Origin of the sequence: Actinomyces sp. zg328, assembly GCF_009829635.1 — a bacterium.
Lineage (GTDB): Bacteria > Actinomycetota > Actinomycetes > Actinomycetales > Actinomycetaceae > Actinomyces > Actinomyces marmotae.
Map to the genome: position 1 here is coordinate 34,773 of NZ_VWPE01000016.1, position 17,340 is coordinate 52,112.

The 17,340-nt window shown below is 75.1% G+C and carries 14 protein-coding genes; 4 read left to right on the forward strand and 10 right to left on the reverse strand.

Annotated features, from left to right (window positions below):
- Positions 1–2 precede the first annotated feature (2 nt).
- The gene (locus GVV75_RS07620; protein ID WP_236266103.1) at positions 3–452 is read left to right on the forward strand and encodes a CBU_0592 family membrane protein; all 450 of its coding nucleotides are present in this window, start codon (positions 3–5) and stop codon (positions 450–452) included.
- Positions 453–598: 146 nt separating this feature from the next.
- On the opposite strand, the gene GVV75_RS07625 is transcribed toward GVV75_RS07620, so the two are convergent.
- The 7 genes from GVV75_RS07625 to GVV75_RS07655 form a co-directional block, all read right to left on the reverse strand.
- Positions 599–1,069, reverse strand: a complete 471-nt coding sequence (locus GVV75_RS07625; RefSeq protein WP_235925283.1) for a pilus assembly protein TadG-related protein — start codon at positions 1,067–1,069, stop codon at positions 599–601.
- Positions 1,070–1,143: 74 nt separating this feature from the next.
- Complete coding sequence (locus GVV75_RS07630) at positions 1,144–1,617, reverse strand: peptidase T4 (protein WP_235925282.1); 474 nt, start codon at positions 1,615–1,617, stop codon at positions 1,144–1,146.
- A gap of 8 nt (positions 1,618–1,625) precedes the next feature.
- A complete protein-coding gene (locus tag GVV75_RS07635) occupies positions 1,626–2,099 on the reverse strand; it encodes a TadE/TadG family type IV pilus assembly protein (RefSeq protein WP_235925281.1) in 474 nt (157 codons plus the stop codon).
- The gene (locus GVV75_RS07640) at positions 2,089–2,355 is read right to left on the reverse strand and encodes a hypothetical protein (protein ID WP_159718500.1); all 267 of its coding nucleotides are present in this window, start codon (positions 2,353–2,355) and stop codon (positions 2,089–2,091) included. Before GVV75_RS07640 ends, GVV75_RS07635 begins: the two co-directional genes overlap by 11 nt.
- 47 nt (positions 2,356–2,402) lie before the next feature.
- Positions 2,403–3,332, reverse strand: a complete 930-nt coding sequence (locus GVV75_RS07645) for a type II secretion system F family protein (RefSeq protein WP_159718498.1) — start codon at positions 3,330–3,332, stop codon at positions 2,403–2,405.
- On the reverse strand, positions 3,329–4,180 hold the full coding sequence (locus GVV75_RS07650; protein ID WP_159718496.1) for a type II secretion system F family protein: 852 nt from the start codon (positions 4,178–4,180) through the stop codon (positions 3,329–3,331). The genes GVV75_RS07645 and GVV75_RS07650 overlap by 4 nt, the downstream gene beginning before the upstream one ends.
- Positions 4,180–5,511 carry a CpaF family protein gene (locus GVV75_RS07655; RefSeq protein WP_159718494.1) on the reverse strand — a complete coding sequence of 444 codons (1,332 nt, stop codon included), beginning with the start codon at positions 5,509–5,511 and terminating at the stop codon, positions 4,180–4,182. The genes GVV75_RS07650 and GVV75_RS07655 overlap by 1 nt, the downstream gene beginning before the upstream one ends.
- A 298-nt stretch (positions 5,512–5,809) precedes the next feature.
- On the opposite strand from GVV75_RS07655, the gene GVV75_RS07660 reads away from it, so the two are divergent.
- On the forward strand, positions 5,810–7,081 hold the full coding sequence (locus GVV75_RS07660; RefSeq protein WP_159718492.1) for a phosphotransferase: 1,272 nt from the start codon (positions 5,810–5,812) through the stop codon (positions 7,079–7,081).
- 36 nt (positions 7,082–7,117) lie between these two features.
- On the opposite strand, the gene GVV75_RS07665 is transcribed toward GVV75_RS07660, so the two are convergent.
- Both GVV75_RS07665 and GVV75_RS10465 read right to left on the reverse strand, forming a co-directional pair.
- Positions 7,118–10,558 carry an ATP-dependent helicase gene (locus GVV75_RS07665; RefSeq protein ID WP_159814209.1) on the reverse strand — a complete coding sequence of 1,147 codons (3,441 nt, stop codon included), beginning with the start codon at positions 10,556–10,558 and terminating at the stop codon, positions 7,118–7,120.
- Entirely contained in the window at positions 10,555–14,136 is a 3,582-nt protein-coding gene (locus GVV75_RS10465; RefSeq protein WP_159814211.1) for a PD-(D/E)XK nuclease family protein, read from the reverse strand. The genes GVV75_RS07665 and GVV75_RS10465 overlap by 4 nt, the downstream gene beginning before the upstream one ends.
- A 233-nt stretch (positions 14,137–14,369) precedes the next feature.
- Between GVV75_RS10465 and GVV75_RS07675 the strand changes: the two genes are divergently transcribed.
- A complete protein-coding gene (locus tag GVV75_RS07675; protein WP_017177145.1) occupies positions 14,370–14,585 on the forward strand; it encodes a DUF3107 domain-containing protein in 216 nt (71 codons plus the stop codon).
- 102 nt (positions 14,586–14,687) lie between these two features.
- Here the strand turns inward: GVV75_RS07675 and GVV75_RS07680 are convergent, their stop codons facing one another.
- Positions 14,688–15,362: a ferritin-like fold-containing protein gene (locus GVV75_RS07680; RefSeq protein ID WP_159524661.1), complete on the reverse strand. Its 675-nt coding sequence runs from the start codon at positions 15,360–15,362 to the stop codon at positions 14,688–14,690.
- Between the two features lie 365 nt (positions 15,363–15,727).
- On the opposite strand from GVV75_RS07680, the gene GVV75_RS07685 reads away from it, so the two are divergent.
- Positions 15,728–17,340, forward strand: a 1,613-nt coding sequence (locus GVV75_RS07685) for a DEAD/DEAH box helicase (protein WP_159814213.1), incomplete at its 3' end; no start/stop codon positions are given.

A 17,340-nucleotide genomic window follows, 5' to 3' on the forward strand; every position in this document is an offset into this window, starting at 1 on the left:
CCGTGACCCACATCGTTCCCTACCTCCTCTCCCTGGCCGGCTGGCTCGGCGCCGCCGAACTCCTCTGGGCCTACGTCCTCATCTCCTCCGGCAGGCTGGCCGGTGATTCCCTCAAGTACCAGGCCCTCAACATCTCGGGCTCGATCATGCTCATGGCCAACTGCGCCTCCTCCGGCGCCTGGCCGAGCGTCATCGCAAACCTCTTCTACCTCGTGGTCGGCATCAACGTGCTCCTGACCGTCAAGCGCGCCTACATCGCCGGGCTCGTGCGCCGCGAGGCGGCCGCCGTCTCCGCCCGCTGGCAGCGCCCGGGGCAGACCAGGATGACCGGCGCCGCCACTGACCCCGCCGCGCGAGCCCTTCCGGCCCCCACGGCCGAGATGGCGGCGATGCCCGCCGGTCAGACGGCGTCGTCGGCGCCTGCCGCCGCGCTCCTGAGCACCGCCGCCTGACCGAGCCGCCCATCGGCTGGCGCGCTCCGCACCGAGCGGTGCCGTGCGCACCGAGCGGTGCGAGTTGCCCGCACCAGTCGGCGCAGACGGCACCGGTGGGCGCAGACGGCACCGGTGGGCGCGCGTCGCGCGGATCCCCACCCGCCTCAAGGCGCCGTCGTCGTCCGGGCCGACCCCGCGGCGCTGATGTCGAAGCCCTCGAAGGGCAGCACCCCCCAGGGCAGGAAGGGCGGGCGCGAGTGTCCGCTGAGGGTGACGACGGCGACCCTGCCATCCTCGACGTGGGCATCTCTCACGCTCACATCGCTCAGGCCCCCGGCGCTCGCCACTCCCACCTCCGCCTGGGAGACGAGGTCGTCGACGGCGGCGCTCCGCACGGAGGCGTCGTCCATGGCCACGGGCGCGGCGCTAGGGCCACCCGTGTAATAGCCGTCGGGCGCGATCCTGCCCGCCCCCGCCACCGCGGCGGAGTCCGCCATGGCGGTCAGGCGCTTGACGTCCAAGTAGACGGAGGTCACCGACGCGATGCCGAGGGTCAGGGCGAGCACGACGGCGATCATGCCGATCCCGAGCAGCATGGCCTGCCCGTCCTCGGCCGCGCGGCGACGAAGCAGCACCCTGAGGCGCCGTCGCCAGGGGACGGGCGCCGAGAGCGCGGGTGGGCCCGTGGTTGCGCGGGCATCGTCGGGCCTCATCGATCACCCTCTGGGCCCGGGATGCCATTGTCGATGGTGCTCACGGGGCGCACGGCGGAGATCGTGACGAGATCGTCACCGATTCCGGTCATGGACACGAGCGGCAGGCCGACTCCCACCTCCACGCGCACGGCCCTGGGCCGGGCGCAGGCGGAGTCCTCGCAGTCGAGGACGAGCGCGGTGGCGGGGTCGTCATCGATCCCTTGATCGGCCAAGGCGAGGCCGACGGCGGCACGGGCCCGGGCCGGACCCAGGCCATCAGCGCCACCCGCGCTGTACTCCATGGCGCGGGCGGCGGAGTCGGCGGCGCTGGCCACGGCGAGCGAGGCCGCCTGAGCCTGGGCGAGAGCGATGATGAGGTAGAGGACCGGCAAGACGATGGCCACGCTCCATCCGATGAACTCGACCGTCGCGCTGCCCCGTTCGCCCTCCGCTCCCCCGCCCGGCGCGGGGAGCCACCGGGTCCTCATCAGCCGTCTCATGGCGTCGCGCCAGCTCGGGCGAGGGCCGATTCATCGAGGGCGTGACCGCTCACACGCAGGCTCCCGCCGGGGCCCAGCAGCCCGAGGACGGGCATGGGCGCGCTCACCTCGACCTCCACCACGGGCAGACCATCGCGAACCGCGCGGCGGACCCGCACATCCGTGACGTAGTCGTCGGCGAGGGCGGCGCCGGTCAGGGCGCGGACGCGCGCGGCGGCCTCCTCCTCGGTGCCTCCCGCCAACGCGGCGCGCCTGGCGCCCTCACCCGCGGCATCGATGAGGACGTTGCGCGCGTAGAGCCCCAGCGCGAGCTGGAGGAGGGCGACGGCCACCGCGATGACGAGGGAGCCGACCATGACGAACTCGGCGATCGCCGAGCCCTCCTCACCGTTCCCCTGCCCGGGGCCGCGGCGGGATCGGGGCGGGCGCGGGGCGTCAGGCCGACACGGGCCCAGGCGCTCAGATCGCACCGGTCACCTTGTTCATCGCGGAGGTGAAGATGTTGACGAGCGCGGGACCGGCCACGGTCCATAGGGCGACGACGAGCCCGGCGGTCATGAGCGTGACCAGGACCCATCCGGGGACGTCGCCGCGCTCGGGCGCGATCGCGCGGCCGGCTCGGACGGCGAGCGCCCTGGCGCGCCGGGGGCAGTCGAGCGCGGCGGCGCCAAGTGAGCCGCTCAATCTGACGGCGCCGCGCCGGGAGCTGCGGGAGGGGGTGCTCATGGTGGTTCCTTCCTTGAGTGGGGGGATCGGGCCGCGGCTCCGGGAGGTCAGATGCCCAGGCGCAGGACGACGATCCCGGGATAGAGGGCGAACAGGACGGTGATGGGCAGGACGAGGAAGACGACGGGCACCATCTGGGCGATCTCGCGCTTGCCGCCCTCCTCGATGAGGGCGCGCCGGGCGGCCTCGCGGGAGTCGGCGGCTTGGGAGCGCAGGACCTCGGCCAGGGGCGTCCCGCGCTCCATCGCCACGGTGATGGCCTCGCAGAGGCGGGCCAGGGCCGGACAGCCGCACCGCGCCTCTAGGTCCTCGAGGGCGGTGGCCAGGACGGTGCCCGAGCGGATGTCGGCCAGGGTCATGGCGAGCTCGTCGACGAGGTCGCCGCGCCCCCGGCGGGCGACCCGCTCGATGGCGTCCACCGGCCCTTGACCGGCCCCGACGGCGAGCGCGAGGAGCTCGACGACGTCGGGCAGCTGCGCCTCGATCCTCGCGGTGCGCCGCTTCACGGAGCGTGAGAGCCACCAGTCGCGGGCCGCCGCCCCGGCGATCGCCGCGATGAGGGCGCCGATCAGCACGGCGGGGACGCTGATGGGCCGCACGAACGAGGAGATGAGCCCCAGCCCGAGGGCGGCGGACAGGCCCGCGCCCGCCCAGACGAGTTGCTGGACCCTCAACTCGTCGTAAGTGAGGTGGGAGCCGGATCGGGCCAGGCGCTGTCGGACTGAGTCGGCGGACGAGCCCATGGATTCCAGGAGCCCGCCCAGGCCGGCGACGGCGGCGAGCAGCAGCCCAGGGACGGTCTTCCCGCTGGGGCCGGGGGCGCGCAGGAGCGCGGATCCGCGGGGCCGCTCCCGGACGTAGGGCTCAAGGCGCGCGACGAGGCCGGGGCGCCGCCACGACAGGGCCTGGAGGACCAGGAGGATGCCCAGCGAGGCGAGCAGGCCGATCAGGCCCCCGAGAACGAGATGGTCGCTCATCGCAGCACCCGCTCCTCCTCGGGCAGGCGCCCGATCCTCAGCATGAGGCGGTAGGCGAGCGCGCTGGCCATCGCCCCGATGAGCAGGACGAGGGCGCCGCCGCTCGTGGCGTAGGCGGCCGCGGCCTGGGGGCGCGTGGACAGCAGGGCCAGGACGAGCCAGGGGGCGGCCACGGCCACCCGCGCGCCGTTGACGGTCCAGGATTGACGGGCCTCGAGTTCGCCGCGGGTGCGCATGTCCTCGCGCAGCATCCGGGCCAGGGACCGCATGAGGTCGGCGAGTTCGGTGCCGCCGACCTCGTGGGCGAGGTGGAGCGCCTCGACAATCCTGTCCGCGACGGGGTCGGCGAAGCGGGCCCTCAGGCGGGCCAGGGACTCATCGAACCGCGCTGTGGCCGCGTAGTCGACGGCGAAGGCGGAGAACTCGGCGCGCACCGCCTCCGGGCCCCGCTCGGCGAGGCTGGCCAGCGCCTCGGGCAGGCTCATCCCGGCCCGGATCCCGGAGATGAGCGTGTCGACCGCCTCGGGCCAGATCTCGCGCAGGCGCGTGCGCCGGGCGCGCGCCCGCGAGGAGATGAGGAGGAAGGGTAGGAGGGAGGCGATGGCGCCGAAGGCGGCCGCGATGGTCCATGCTCCGGTGGCGCCGAGGAATCCGAGCGCGACGACGGCGCCGGCCCCGAGGCTTCCGATCACGAAGGCGGCGGGGCTCGTGCGCCCGGCACCGGCCTGGATGAGGAGGTCCCCCAGGCGCCGGGACCGCTCGGATCTCCACCGCGGGGGCTCGCTCGTGCAGGCCTGCCAGATGAGGACGAGGCCCAGGCCCGCCAGGAGCCCTGCGATCGCGCCCATCACTGGCCCTCCCGTCCGGCGGGGGCCAAGTGGGCCGCGACCGCGGCGGGGACTCGGGCGGAGCGCCGCGAAGTGGGCGGCGCGGCGTCGGGGAGGAACGGCGCCTGGCCAACGGCCAGGAGGGAGGAGAGGTCGTGCCCGGCGCGCTCGTAGCGCTCCCGGCCCGGCGGCAGGCCGGTGCCGCGGACGAGGTGGTCGGCCCGGTCGCGGTGGAAGAGGTCGGCCAACTCGATGACGCCGTTCTCGACCCGGCCGGTGACGGCGCGGATCTCTCGCACGGTGCGGCGGCCGGCGGCGTCGATCCCGAGGTGGACGACGAGGTCGATCGCGCTGGCGACCGTGGGCACGACGAAGGCGGCGGAGACGTTCTCCCCGGCGAGCAGCGGCAGGGTGCAGATCTTGACGACGGCCTCCCTGGCCGAGTTGGCGTGGAGGGTGGACATGGCCGGCAGGCCGGAGTTCATCGCGATGAGCAGATCGAGGGCCTCGGCCTCCCGGACCTCGCCGATGAGGAGGCGGTCGGGTCGCATGCGCAGCGCCTCCTTGACCAGGCGCCGCAGGGTGATTTCACCGGCGCCCTCGAGGTTGGCTGGGCGGGTCTGCATGGCCACGCAGTCGCGGTTGCGCAGGGAGAGCTCGAAGACCTCCTCGCAGGTGATGATGCGTTGGCCGGCGGGGATGGCCCCGGCCAGGGCGCGGACCATGGTGGTCTTGCCGGCCTGGGTGGCCCCCGAGACGAGGATGTTGAGGCCCGCCTGCACGGAGGCGTCGAGGAAGGCGGCGGGCCTGGCCGGCAGGGAGCCGAGGCGGACGAGGTCGGCCAGGCGGCTGGCGCGGGCCATGTGCTTGCGGATGTTGACCGCCCAGTGGGCGCCGGTGATGGGCGGGATGACCACGTGGAGGCGCTCGCCGCCGGGTAACTGGGCGTCGACGAAGGGACTGGCCATGTCGAGGCGGCGCCCGGAGACGCGCAGCATGCGCTCGACGAGGACGCGCAGGTCGCCGTCGGCCAGGAGGGTGGTGGTCAGCTCGGGGCGGCCCGAGCGGGCCACGAAGACGCGGTCCGCGCCGTTGACCCAGATCTCCTCGACCTCGTCGTCGTCGAGGTAGCGCTGGAGGGGGCCCATGCCGGCCAGGGAGTCGATGATGCCCGCGGTGGCCGCCTCGGGATCGAGCAGGGGCGGGACGAGTCCAGCGTCGGCACGAGCAAGGTAATCGGCGGAGGCCTCCTTGACGAGGGCGACCAGGGATCCGGGCTCGGAGAGGGGGTCGATGCCGCGACGGCGCACGAGTTCGCGGACCTCTGAGTGCAGCAGCGTCGCGGCGTCCATGGGGTTCCTCGGTGGTCGAGCAGGAGGCGGGAGCGTCTGGCTCGGGGGACCAGTCGAGGTCAGGGGCCGGCACTGGGGCCGGATAGCAGCTCCGATCTGGGACGATCGGACGAGAGCTGAGACTAAGCGAGGATCCGCGCCTCGCGCTACCCCCATCGGCGAACCTGTGGATAACCGCCTGGATGACGGGGATGGCGCTTGTAGGAGCGCCACTGACCGCCCACCCGCACCGCTCACCAGGCGAGCAGGGCAGGCGCGGCGGCTGCGCGAGACGCCGAGCCTCGCCTACGGTTGGGTCATGACGCCCACGGACCCCGCCCTGGACCCGGCCATGGAAACGAGCGCTGAGATCAGCGCTGAGACAGGCGCGGGGGCTTCCCCCGGCGCGCCGTCGGGCTCAAGCGGCGGCGGGCCCGAGGGCGAGGGGCTGCCCGAGGGCGAGCAGGCCGCCGACGGGGCGCTCCCCTCCCCCGCGCGCGGCGAGGCCCCTGACAGCGCGGGCGCGCCAGAGGGGACGCCGGTCGAGCGCCGCTCGGCGCTGGCCCTCGCCGCCATGGCGTCGATCGCGGTGCGGGGCCTGGACCCGGCCCGCCTGGCGCTGCCCCAGTTGGACTCCGCGCATCTGAGGGTGGTCGGCGTCATCGACACCCGAGGGCGCCACTGGGAGGTCCACGAGGCCCTCGATGACATCACCGGCGCGGAGCTGGTGGCCGAGGCGGAGGTGCTGCGGCGCATCGGCAGGATCGTGGACGGCGGGCGCCTGTCCTTCGACGTGCCTCGGCCGGCCGGCTTCCTCAGGCGCGACGGCGCCTGCGTCCAGGTCCGCTCCCACACGGCGGGCCGGCCGATCAATCTGATGTCCCTGCGCCCGGGGCCGGGGCTGTCGGCGGGGCTCGGCAAGGCGTTGGGCGAGTTGCACGAGCTGCCCACCACCGTCATCTCGGAGGCGGGCATGCCGGTGCGCGACGCCGATGAGGTGCGGGACTCGTGGCTGGCGCTGCTCGATGAGGCCGCGGGCACGGGCAAGGCGCCGTCCTCGGTGCTCTCGCGCTGGGAGCGGGCTCTGGAGGACGCGGCGCTGTGGCGCTTCCGGCCGGTGGTGGTCCATGGGGACATGGCCGCGGAGAACGTCCTGACCGCCGGGGGCTCCGTGGTAGCGATGAGCGGCTTCGGCCAGGCGCATGTGGGCGACCCGGCGGAGGACCTGGCGTGGATCTACTCCTCGGCGCCCCTGGACTGCCTGGACTCGATCGAGTCGGCCTACGACCTGGCGCGCTCGGAGGGGGTGGACCGTCACCTGCGCGACCGCGCGGAGCTGGTGAGCGAGATGAGCCTGGTGCGCTGGCTGTTGCATGGCGTCCACTCCGGAGACGAGTCGGTCACTCGGGACGCGGTGGCGATGCTGGAGGATCTGGCCGAGCAGGTGGGCGACGATCCGATCGTCGCCCACCACGAGCCGCGCCTGGCCCCGGTGCCAACGGATTCGGCGGTTCGGGCCGCCGATGAGATGGAGGCGGTGACCTCGGAGGTCCCCGCGCCCCTGCGGGCCGTGCCCAGTCCCGGGGAGTAGGGGCGAGGCGGCGGGTCTTTAAGGACCGCGCGCTGGTCATGGCCCGGCGCCCGGGTCCTCCACAGTGGCCGGGGTGTGGGGGTCCCCCGGGGCGGCCGCGCCGGGGGCGAGGAGGCTCCCGACGGCGTCCAGTGGCAGCAGATCCGCCGGCGTGAGTTCGTCGACCTCGCCCACGTCCACATAGGCGTAGGCGGCGCGCACCCGTTCCGCCGGCGTCCCCTGACTGGCGGCCCAGGCGTGGACGTAGACGCTCAACTGGTCCACGGGGACGCGGCGGCGCCCCGTCTTCCAGTCGACGATCAGCCACGAGCCGTCCGGGGCGGCGAAGACGGCGTCGATCCGGCATCGCAGCGTCGTGCCGCCCACCGTGAGCTCCCGCTCCACCTCGGTGGCGCGCAGGGCGTGGCCCTTGAGGAGGGGCAGGGACTCGGCGGTGGCGAGCCAGCGCTCGACGCGCTTCCGATCGGCCGGGGGAAGGGCGTCGGGGACGCCCGCGTCGGTGAGCGGAATGAGGGCCGCGCGACCCGCGAGGCGCTGGGCGATGGCGTCGTGGAAGACGGTGCCGAGCCGCCCGGCGGTCCGCGGCTCGGGCGGCAGGGGGCGGCGCAGGTCGAGGGCGAAGGCGGCGGGATCGGCGCGCAGGCGGTCCAGGCTCGTGGCCGCCAGGTGGGAGGGCATGCGCACCCCGGGGAGCGCGCGCTCGGTCCGACGTCGCTCGGCCAGCAGTAATTCGGCCTCGGCCTCCCATCGGGCCACGAGTGGGTCCGTGGGCGCCGCAGGATCTTCTCCGGCCCGCGGCGCGGACGCGCGCCGGGCGGCGTCGACGGCTCGGGCGGCCGCGATCCTCTCCGCGCGGGGGCCTCCGGGCCCGGCGGGGCGCTCCACCGGCCACCAGGCTGAGGCGGTGGCGTCGTGGAGGGGGTTGGAGGCCTCGTCGTCGATCTCGGTGAGGCCCGCGCCCCAGGGGGTGGCGGGCGAGGCCCCTCCGCCGCCGCGCAGGACCTCGTCGAGGAAGCGGGACATGCGCCGCGGGGTCTTGCCCGTCTTGACGAAGTGCGATCCGGTCAGGAGGAGGTCGTGGCGGGCGCGGGTCACGGCCACGTAGGCCAGGCGCCTCTCCTCCGCGATGACGTGACGGCCCAGGGCCAGCGCGTACTGCTCCCACATGCCCTTGACGTCGTCCTTGTCCACGTGCGGGGGTTCCAGGGATCCCAGCTCGAAGGGCGGCAGCTCACCGGCGTCGGCGCGCAGGGGGTGGGGGAACTCCTCCGTGCTGGAGGTCCACGAGCCCGTCTTGATGGCGCCGTCCTCCTCGGCCTTGCCCCGGTAGGAGGGGAAGGCGGTCTCGGTCATTCCGATGACGGCGACGGCGTCCCATTCCAGGCCCTTGGCGGCGTGCGTGGTGAGGAGTTGGACGGCGCCGGGCTCGGGGTCGGGCTCGGGGGCGTCGAGCCCGTTCTCCTCGGACTGGGCGATCTGGAGCCAGTTGAGGAACCCGGCCAGGGTCGGGGCCTCGGTGTCCGCGGCGTACTGCTCGGCCACGGCCCTGAAGGCGTCGACGGCGCGCCTACCGGCCCGCTTGGGACCCATGGCGGCGATCTCAATATCGAGGTCGAGGGCCCGCTCGGCGATGTCGATGATGTCCGGCAGTGGTAGGGCGAGGGCGGCACGGACCCGTCGCAGGGCGCGGGCCAGGCGCAGGGCGAGGGCGCGCCCGGCCTCGGACAGGCCCTCGATGGGACCATCGCCGCCCGATTCCTCGGCCCGTCGGGCGATGGTCTCCAGGGCCTCGGTGAGCAGCGGCGCCTCGGAGGCCTCCTCCTGGCCGTCGGCCGGGGGCTCGGGCGCGGCGCTCCCGGCCTGGCACCGCGCGGACCGCTGCGGGCCGCGGGTGTGGCGGCGCGCCAGGTCGTGGAGGGCGCGCAGGTCGGCGGCGCCGATGTCCCCGGCGCTCAGCAGGCGCATGAGGCGGTCCCCCCGCTCGGGGTCTGCGGCCGCGGTGATGAGGGCGCGCAGGTCGGCGACCTCGGGAACGCTGAGCATCCCGCCGATGCCGACGACCTCGTGGGGGATGCCGCGCGCCTGGAGCGCGTCGGCGATGGGGATGAGTTGGGAGCGCGTGCGGGACAGGACGGCGAGCTCGGCGCGCGGCCCCCAGCGCCGCGCCATGAACTCAGCCACCTCCTCGGCCTCGGCGAGGGGATCGGGCAGGAAGGCGACGTGGACGGCGCCGTCGGCCAGGCCCGCGGCCTCGGGGCGGGGGACGAGGCGCGCGACGGGGATGCGCGCCACGTCGGCGTCCCCCGGCTGGGGGCTGTGGTCGCGCAGGGGGGCGGAGATGATGTTGGCGGCGTCGAGGATGCGCCGGTCATTGCGCCAGGCGGTGGACAGGGGCAGCACGGGCGTGGCGAGCGCGGGGTCCGCCCCCTGGGCCAGGGCCTCGGTGCCCGCGGGGTTGAAGCGGGCGTGGAAGGAGTCGAGGGCCCCGGCGCTGGCGCCGCGCCATCCGTAGATCGCCTGGTTGGGGTCTCCGACGGCGGTGACACCTCCCCCGGCGAAGAGGCGGGAGAGCAGGAGGGCCTGGGCCACCGAGGTGTCCTGGAACTCGTCGAGCAGGACGGCGGGGTACTGCTCGCCGAGCGCGCGGGCGGCGCCGGGGACCTCCTCGGCGATCCGGCACGCCAGGGCGATCTGATCCCCGAAGTCGACGAGCCCGTGGCGGCGCTTGTGCTCGCGGTACTCGGCGGCGAGTTCGAGGAGGGCGCGCTGGGTGGTCATGGTCTGACCCCTGGGTTTGAAGATGGTGGCCAGGCCTCTGACCCCGGCGAGTCCCTCGAAGAGGTGCTGGAGGTCATCCAGGCCCTCGGCGGCCTCCTCGACGCTGAGCAGGTTCTCCGACAGGGCGCCGTCGAGGCGCAGGACGGCGCGCACGGTGGTGCGCGTGGGTTCGAGAGGCAGGTGCGTGACGCGCGAGGCCAGCATGTCGTCGACGATCTGCCAGGCGCGCGCCGCGGTGATGAGCGTGGCGTCGGGATCGACGCCGATGCCCAGGCCGTGGTCGTGCACGAGCGCGGCGGCGAAGGAGTTGTAGGTGGAGATCATCGGCTCACCGAGCTCGGCGCCGCCGTCGGCCCGGCCCGCTCCCGGCAGGAGCCCCGCCTCAGCGAGCTGGCCGAGGCGAGTGGACACGCGCGAGGCGAGCTCGGCAGTGGCCTTGCGGGTGAAAGTGAGCCCCAGGACCTGGTCGGGCCGAACGGCGCCGTTGGCCACGAGGTGGACGACGCGCTGACTCATGGTGGCGGTCTTCCCGCTGCCCGCGCCGGCGACGACGAGCAGCGGGGTCAGCGGGTGAGAGATGACCTGGGCCTGCTCGTCCGTGGGCGGGGACAGGCCGAGCTCCTTAGCCAGCTCCCGGGGGCTGAGGCCCGGCTTGGCGTCGGGCTGGTTGGTTCGGCCAGTGGCCCGGGGATCGCTCATGGAAGCGTCCTCCTCCCCTCGTCGACGGCGGGGCAGGCGTCCTTGACGGCGCAGAACTCACAGTGGCCGCCCGTGGTGGCGCGCAGGCGCGGTCCCCTGGCGGCCAGGGCGGCGCGGGCGACGAGGGTGGCGGCCCAGTCCTCGCCGGTCTCGGGATCGGGGATGGGGGCGAGGGCGGCGGTGTCCGGGGCGAGGCGAACGCCGCCGTCCTTCTTGCGCGGCTGAGCGCCCAGGAGGACGAGCGCCCCGCCGTCAACCCGGTAACCCAGGGACTCCAGGGCCAGGCGGTAGGCGGTCAGCTGCGGGTGGCGGGAGGCATCCCCCTCGCCGGCGCTCTTGCCGGTCTTGAGGTCGATGAGGCGCAGACGCTGGCCCGTGCCACCGGGCAGTGGGGCGCCCGGCTGCCCGGCCGCGGGAGGGATCTGCCCCTCGATGGCCTCGAGGCGGTCGATGCGGCCGCGCAGCCGCACCTCGATCGTGGCTCCGGCGGTGCGGCCCGACGGCGGGGCACCGCCATCGCCCCGCCCCTGCCCGGCGTCCGCGCCGGGAGGCAGCGGCAGGACGAGGGTGGCGTCAATGGAGCGCTCGACCTCGACCTGACCGGGCACGGCGGTGAGGCGCGCGTCGAGGCGGCGGATCATCTCGCGGGCGCGCTCGGCCTCGAGGGAGCCGATCCAGGTAGGCGGGAGGCCGAGCTCGGGCAGGCGCTCCTCGAAGGCCTCCATGAGGGCCGTCCCGCGCAGGCCCTCGCGCTGCGCCCGCTCGGCGATGGAGTGGATGAGGGTTCCGAGCGCCTGGGCGCTCGTGGGCGCGCCGCCAACGCCGTTGCGCTGGAGGAACCAGCGCAGCGCGCAGGTGGTGAGGCCCTCGACGTCGGAGGGGCTCACGCGCACCGGCTGTCCGCCCGCCACGAGGGGCTCGGTGGAGGTGGGCTCGGACAGCCCGCCCCAGGTGGCCGGATCGGCGCCGGCCACGCCTGCCCCGGCCAGGCGCGCGAGCAGGGCGGCGGCGCTGGCGCCCCGCTGGCGCTCCAGCGCCGTGGCCCGGGGCGATTGGGCGGCCAGGAGGGCGTGGCGGAGCTCGCCGACGAGGCCGCGCAGGGTGAGATCACCGGTGTCCGGCGCGATGAGCGTATCGCCGCCGGCGTCGGTCAGGGGGCGGCCGGCGGCGGTGGCGACCTCGATGAGGAAGGAGGAGGGCGAGTCGTCAGCGTCCTGGACGGCGGTGGCGATGAGGCGGCGGGTGGCGCGGGTGAGGGCGGCCAGGAGCATACGGCGCTCGTCGGCGCGCACCTGGGCGCGGGCGGCGGTGACGTCGAGAGCGCCGGTGGGGGCACCGTCGGCGCCGACGGGCAGGCGGCCGGTGACGGCGTCCACGAGGAGGCCCGAGCGGGTGATGGAGTCGCGCAGGCGCAGATCGGGCCAGGAATCGCGGCCCAGCCCCATGACGGCGACGACAGCCCACTCGCGGCCGGCGGCCGCGGCGGGGGTGAGGACGGAGACGCCCTCGGGACGAACCCCGGCGGGGGCCACGGAGTCGGAGGGGAGGACCTCGGCGGCCAGCTCGGTGAGGAAGACGGCGGCATGGGCGCCGGGGTGCCGCTCGGCCCAGACCTCGGCCCGCTTGAACAGCGCGGTGACCACGTCGAGGTCGCGCTCGGCGGCGCGGGCGAGCGGCGCCCCGTGATCGCCCGCCAGCGCGAGGCCGCGCCAGCGCTCGGCGCAGCCGGAGGCGCTCCAGGCCGCCCAGAGCAGCGCCTCGGCGTCGACGCGCTCATCATCCGGCGGCGCCTCCGCGCTCTCCGGCCCCTCATCCCGCCGCGGGCCCTGGAGCCCTACGACGCCGCGCAGGGCCTCGATGATCCGGGCGGCCCGGGCCAGGCGCGCGGCCTGCTCGGCCAGGGGCTCCTCGGTGAGAGCAGCGGCGAGATCCTCCCCGGCGCCGGCGGAGGCCAGGGCGGTGAGAAGGTGCTCGTCCGGGACCGTCTGCGCGGGGCGGTCCTCACGCAGACGGCGGCGCAGACGCCGCAGGTCCAGGAGGCTGAGGCCCACGAGCGGGCTGGTGAGCAGGTCGATCGCGGCGGCGCGCTCCGGCGGCTCGCCCACTGCCCCAAGACGACCGTCGAGCGCGGCGCGGGACACCCGCAGGAGGGCGGCCGCGGCGGGCTCGGCGCGCAGCAGAACGGCGGGAGCGGAGGCCGCCAGGGGCACGCCGCGCCGCCCGAGCTCGCGGGCGACCGCCTGGGCCCGCCCGGCCGAGCGCACGATGACGGCCATCTCCCGCCAGGGCGTGGCGTGGTGGATGTGCTCGGCGCGAAGGACGCGCGCCACATGGGCGGCCTCCTGCGCGGCGGAGGAGGCGACGATCGGCTCGATCCCCGAGGGGGCGCCGGCGCCCCCCGGCCCGGCCAGCGGCGCCCCGCCCGGCACCGGCTCGGCCGTGGCCGCGCCGCCTCCCCGCTCCGGGCTGAGGCCCGGGTGGCGGTGGGCGGCCGATCCCGTGATGGGCAGCCGCCCGGCCTGATCCGCCCACAGGGCCGCGAGCGCGGGCGTGCCGCGGTACAGGGTGCTCAGGCGCAGGCGGCGCGCCGCGAGCCCGGAGCGGTCCTCGGCGGCCGACAGCAGGCTGGGAGAGCCGCCGCGGAAGGTCTCGACGGCGACGTCCGGGTCCCCCAGGACCACCACCTGGGCTCGGTTCCCGCGCTCATCGGAGCGGGCGAGCGCGGCCAGGAACCGGGCGGTGGCGGCGGTGCAGTCCTGGTAGTCATCCACGATGACCAGGCCGGGCACGGGCTGGGGGACGGCGACGCCGTCGGCGTCCCAGGAGGCCAGGGCTTCGGCGGCGCGGTCCTGGAGGCGGGCGGTGTCCATGCGGCGGGTATCCGCGCGGCGCTCCGCGCTGGGCCGGCCCTGGGCGTCCCAGGTGCGCAGGAGCGCTGAGGCCGGCCCCCACAGGGGGACGTCGAGGGCTCGGCCCAGCCCGGCGAGGTCGTCGGCGGTGACGCCGAGTTCCCCGGCGCGGGCGAGCAGGTTGCGCAACTCGGCGCGGAAGGCGCGCGAGCCGACGGCCTCGGGCGGCAGGCCGGGCCACTGCTCGGGGCGGATGAGGGAGGCGAGCGCGGCGTCCTCCTCCGCTCCGGCCAGCAGGACCGGGGCGGGCAGCGGGTCCGGGCGCTGGGTGAGGGAGGCGGTGAGGATCGCCAGGGCGAGGGAGGCGGGCGTGCGGACGCGGACCACTCCCCCGCCGTGGGCGCTGAGGAGGGACGCGGCGCATTGGCGCAGGCGGTCCGCACGGGCGCGTGTGGGGGCCAGGAGGACGGCATCGGTCCCCCGCTCGACGGCGCCGACGAGCATCCGCAGGGCGAGGCTCGTCTTGCCGGTGCCCGGGGCGCCGAGCACGACGATGTTGTCCCCGCTGGAGACGGCCGCGAGGACGGCGCGCGCGGACGCGTCCGGCTCCGGCAGGGGCTCGGGGGCGGAGGCGGGCAGGAGGCGCGGCGACGCAGTGATCGCCGGATTCGCGGCGCTGGCCGCGAATCCGGCACCGCTGGCGCTCGGGGTGGCCTCCTGGATCCGCATGGGCCTATCTCACCACGCCCCACTGACACGAATAGGCGCCCGTGGGGCCTCACTCGACGCTCCGCCCCTCCCACGACCGCGCCCCCGTCCGCGCGGCGCGAAAACCGACGCCGCCGGACCCGCGCTGCCGCCGTCGTCGGCCACCGGCGCCCTACGATCGGGGCGGCGACGCGGGGCCCACCGGGGCCACCCGCGCACGATCCGCCCCCGATCCGCTCTTCCAAGGAGTCACCATGCAGGTCAGCCTCGGCTTCAAGCACGCCGCCCGTCAGATCGAGATCGAGACCTCCGCCTCTCACGACGAGGTCCTGGGCGCGCTGGCCGACTCGGCGACGAAGGATGTCGTCCTCACGGACGACAAGGGCCGCAAGGTGCTCGTGCCCGCGGGATCCCTGGCCTACGCCGAGCTCGGGGCCGCCGAGCAGCGCCGCGTCGGCTTCGGCATCTGAGCCCGCGCCCGGCCCGCGCCGCCCGCGCGAGGCGTCCCGGGATCGGCCCGCCCGTGATCCAGTCGGCCCGTGAACCAGTCGGTCCCCGTGAACCAGTCGGTCTCAGACGCGCAGCCCGAGGCCCCTCATGCGGCTCGTCGCGCCGGAAGACAGGACGGCGCCCAGGCGCGCCGAGCCCTGCTCCCCGCCGGCGAGTTCGGGGAAGCGGGCGAGCATGAGTTGGATCGCGCCGATCTCCTCACCCGCCACCCGGCGGCCCCACAGGCCCAGGCGGGCGGCGAGCTGGGGGTCGCCGTCGAGATCGGCCATGAGCTCGGCGGCGGCGAAGGAGCCGAAGCGGTCCTCGGACAGGGCCTCCAAGACGGCGTCGCGCACGCGCGGGGGCAGGGAATCGGTCAGGGCCATGCCGAAGTCCACGAGCAGCCCGAAGGACAGGTAGGTCTTGACCAGCCGCTCGACCCAGTCGTGGGGCCGCAGACGATCATCGACGTCGCCCAGGGAGCCGAGGAAGCGCTCAGCGGACGCCGGCACGTCCACGCCCTCATCGGCGCCGATGCGGATGATCGCGTCGAAAGCGCCCACCTTGGCTGCACTCATGCGCAGCAGTTCGATGCGCGCGCGCATCGCCGGGGCCTTGTCCGCGTCCTTGGCGTAGCGCGTGCAGGCCACGGAGCAGCTGTAGCCGATGACGCCGAGCACGGCGGCCATGAGGGCGCCGGGCGCGCTGGGGGCCGGGGGCGTCGAGGCGGGGACCGGTTCAGGAACGGAAGGGCTCATGAGCAAAGCGTAGAGCGAGGGCGCCCCTGCCGCGGCCGCCTTGGCGAAGGCGCGTGATGTGCCCCACCTACCGGGGGCAATCGCCGTCGCCTCACCGCCGCGGGGGCGGATGACGGGTAGTCTGCCGACGTCCACGGTTGCCCGGTCGTCCAGCAGCCTGGTCCCGCCGGCCGGCGAGCCGCGCCCTGAGCGCGGCGGCGCCCCTGGGCCCTGAGCGGGACACGATTCACGATCGGCTGCCACATACACGACCGCGAGCGCGGCCCAGGGCCCCGTCGGCCCGGGCGGCGCCGAGCCCTGTCGGCCCGCGCAGGACCACCCTCCGCGCCGGTAACGAGGCCGCGGTCCACATCCGAAGGAACGTCGTGACCGACGAGAACCCCGTCATCACCAGCCCCGCCGAGGCCGCCTCGGCCCCCAGCGCACCCAGCGCCGCGAGTGCCCCCAGCGCCGCCAGCGCCCCCGAGGCCCCCGCCTCGGGCCTCATCGAGACCGCGGGCGCACACGCCCCCGTCCTGGACGAGGCCTCCCCCGACATCACCGATGAGGGCGCCGCGGTGGACCTGAGCATCAAGTCCTTCGCGGACTTCGGCGTCGAGCCCGAGATCTGCGAGGCGCTGGCCGCCAAGGGCATCATCCACCCCTTCCCCATCCAGGCCCTCACCCTCCCGGTGGCCCTGGAGGGCAACGACATCATCGGCCAGGCCAAGACCGGCACCGGCAAGACCCTGGGCTTCGGCATCCCGCTGCTCATGGACACCCTGGGCCCCGGCGAGGAGGGCTGGGACGAGGACCCCGCCGCCGGAAGCCCGCAGGCCCTCATCGTCCTGCCCACGCGCGAGCTGGCCAAGCAGGTCGCCGTCGAGCTCGAGCAGGCCGCGGCCAAGCGCACCGTGCGCATCGTGCAGGTCTACGGCGGTCGCGCCTACGAGCCGCAGATCGAGGCCCTGGAGAAGGGCGCCGAGATCGTCGTGGGAACCCCGGGGCGCCTCATCGACCTCATGGACCGTGCCGTCCTGGACCTCACCCACGTGACCACCGTGGTGCTCGACGAGGCGGATGAGATGCTGGATCTGGGCTTCCTGCCCGATGTGGAGAAGATCCTGGCCCGCACCCGCGCCGACCGCCAGACGATGCTGTTCAGCGCCACGATGCCGGGCGCCGTCGTCGCCCTGGCCCGCCGTTACATGAGCCAGCCGACCCACATCCGCGCCCAGGACCCCGGGGATGAGTCGATGACGGTCAAGTCGGTGGCGCAGGTCGTTTACCGCACGCACGCCCTGAACAAGGTGGAGGTGGTCGCCCGGATCCTCCAGGCCGAGGGCCGGGGCCGCACGATCATCTTCGCCCGCACGAAGCGCACGGCGGCCCGCGTGGCCGACGACCTGGCCTCGCGGGGCTTCGCCACCGGCGCGTTGCACGGCGATCTCGGGCAGGGGGCGCGGGAGCAGGCCCTGCGCGCCTTCCGCAACGGCAAGGTGGACGTGCTCGTGGCCACCGACGTCGCCGCCCGCGGCATCGACGTCGATGACGTCACCCACGTCATCAACTACCAGTGCCCCGAGGACGAGAAGATCTACGTCCACCGCATCGGGCGCACGGGCCGCGCCGGGAACGCGGGCACGGCCGTGACCTTCGTGGACTGGGATGACATCCCGCGCTGGCGGCTCATCGCCAAGGGCCTGGGCCTGCCTGTGACCGAGCCGATCGAGACCTACCACACCAGCGAGCACCTGTACTCCGACCTGTCGATCCCCGAGGGCACCACGGGCACGTTGCCGCGCTCCAAGCGGACGCTGGCCGGCCTGGACGCCGAGGAGATCGAGGACCTGGGCGAGACCGGCAAGCACGGCGGGCGTGATGGCCAGCGCGACAGCCGCGGCGGCCGCGGCGGGGCCCGGGGCCGCGATGGGCGGGGCTCGCGCTCCCGAGGCGGCCGGGGCGGCAGCGCGTCGCGGGCCTCTGAGGACGGCGAGCG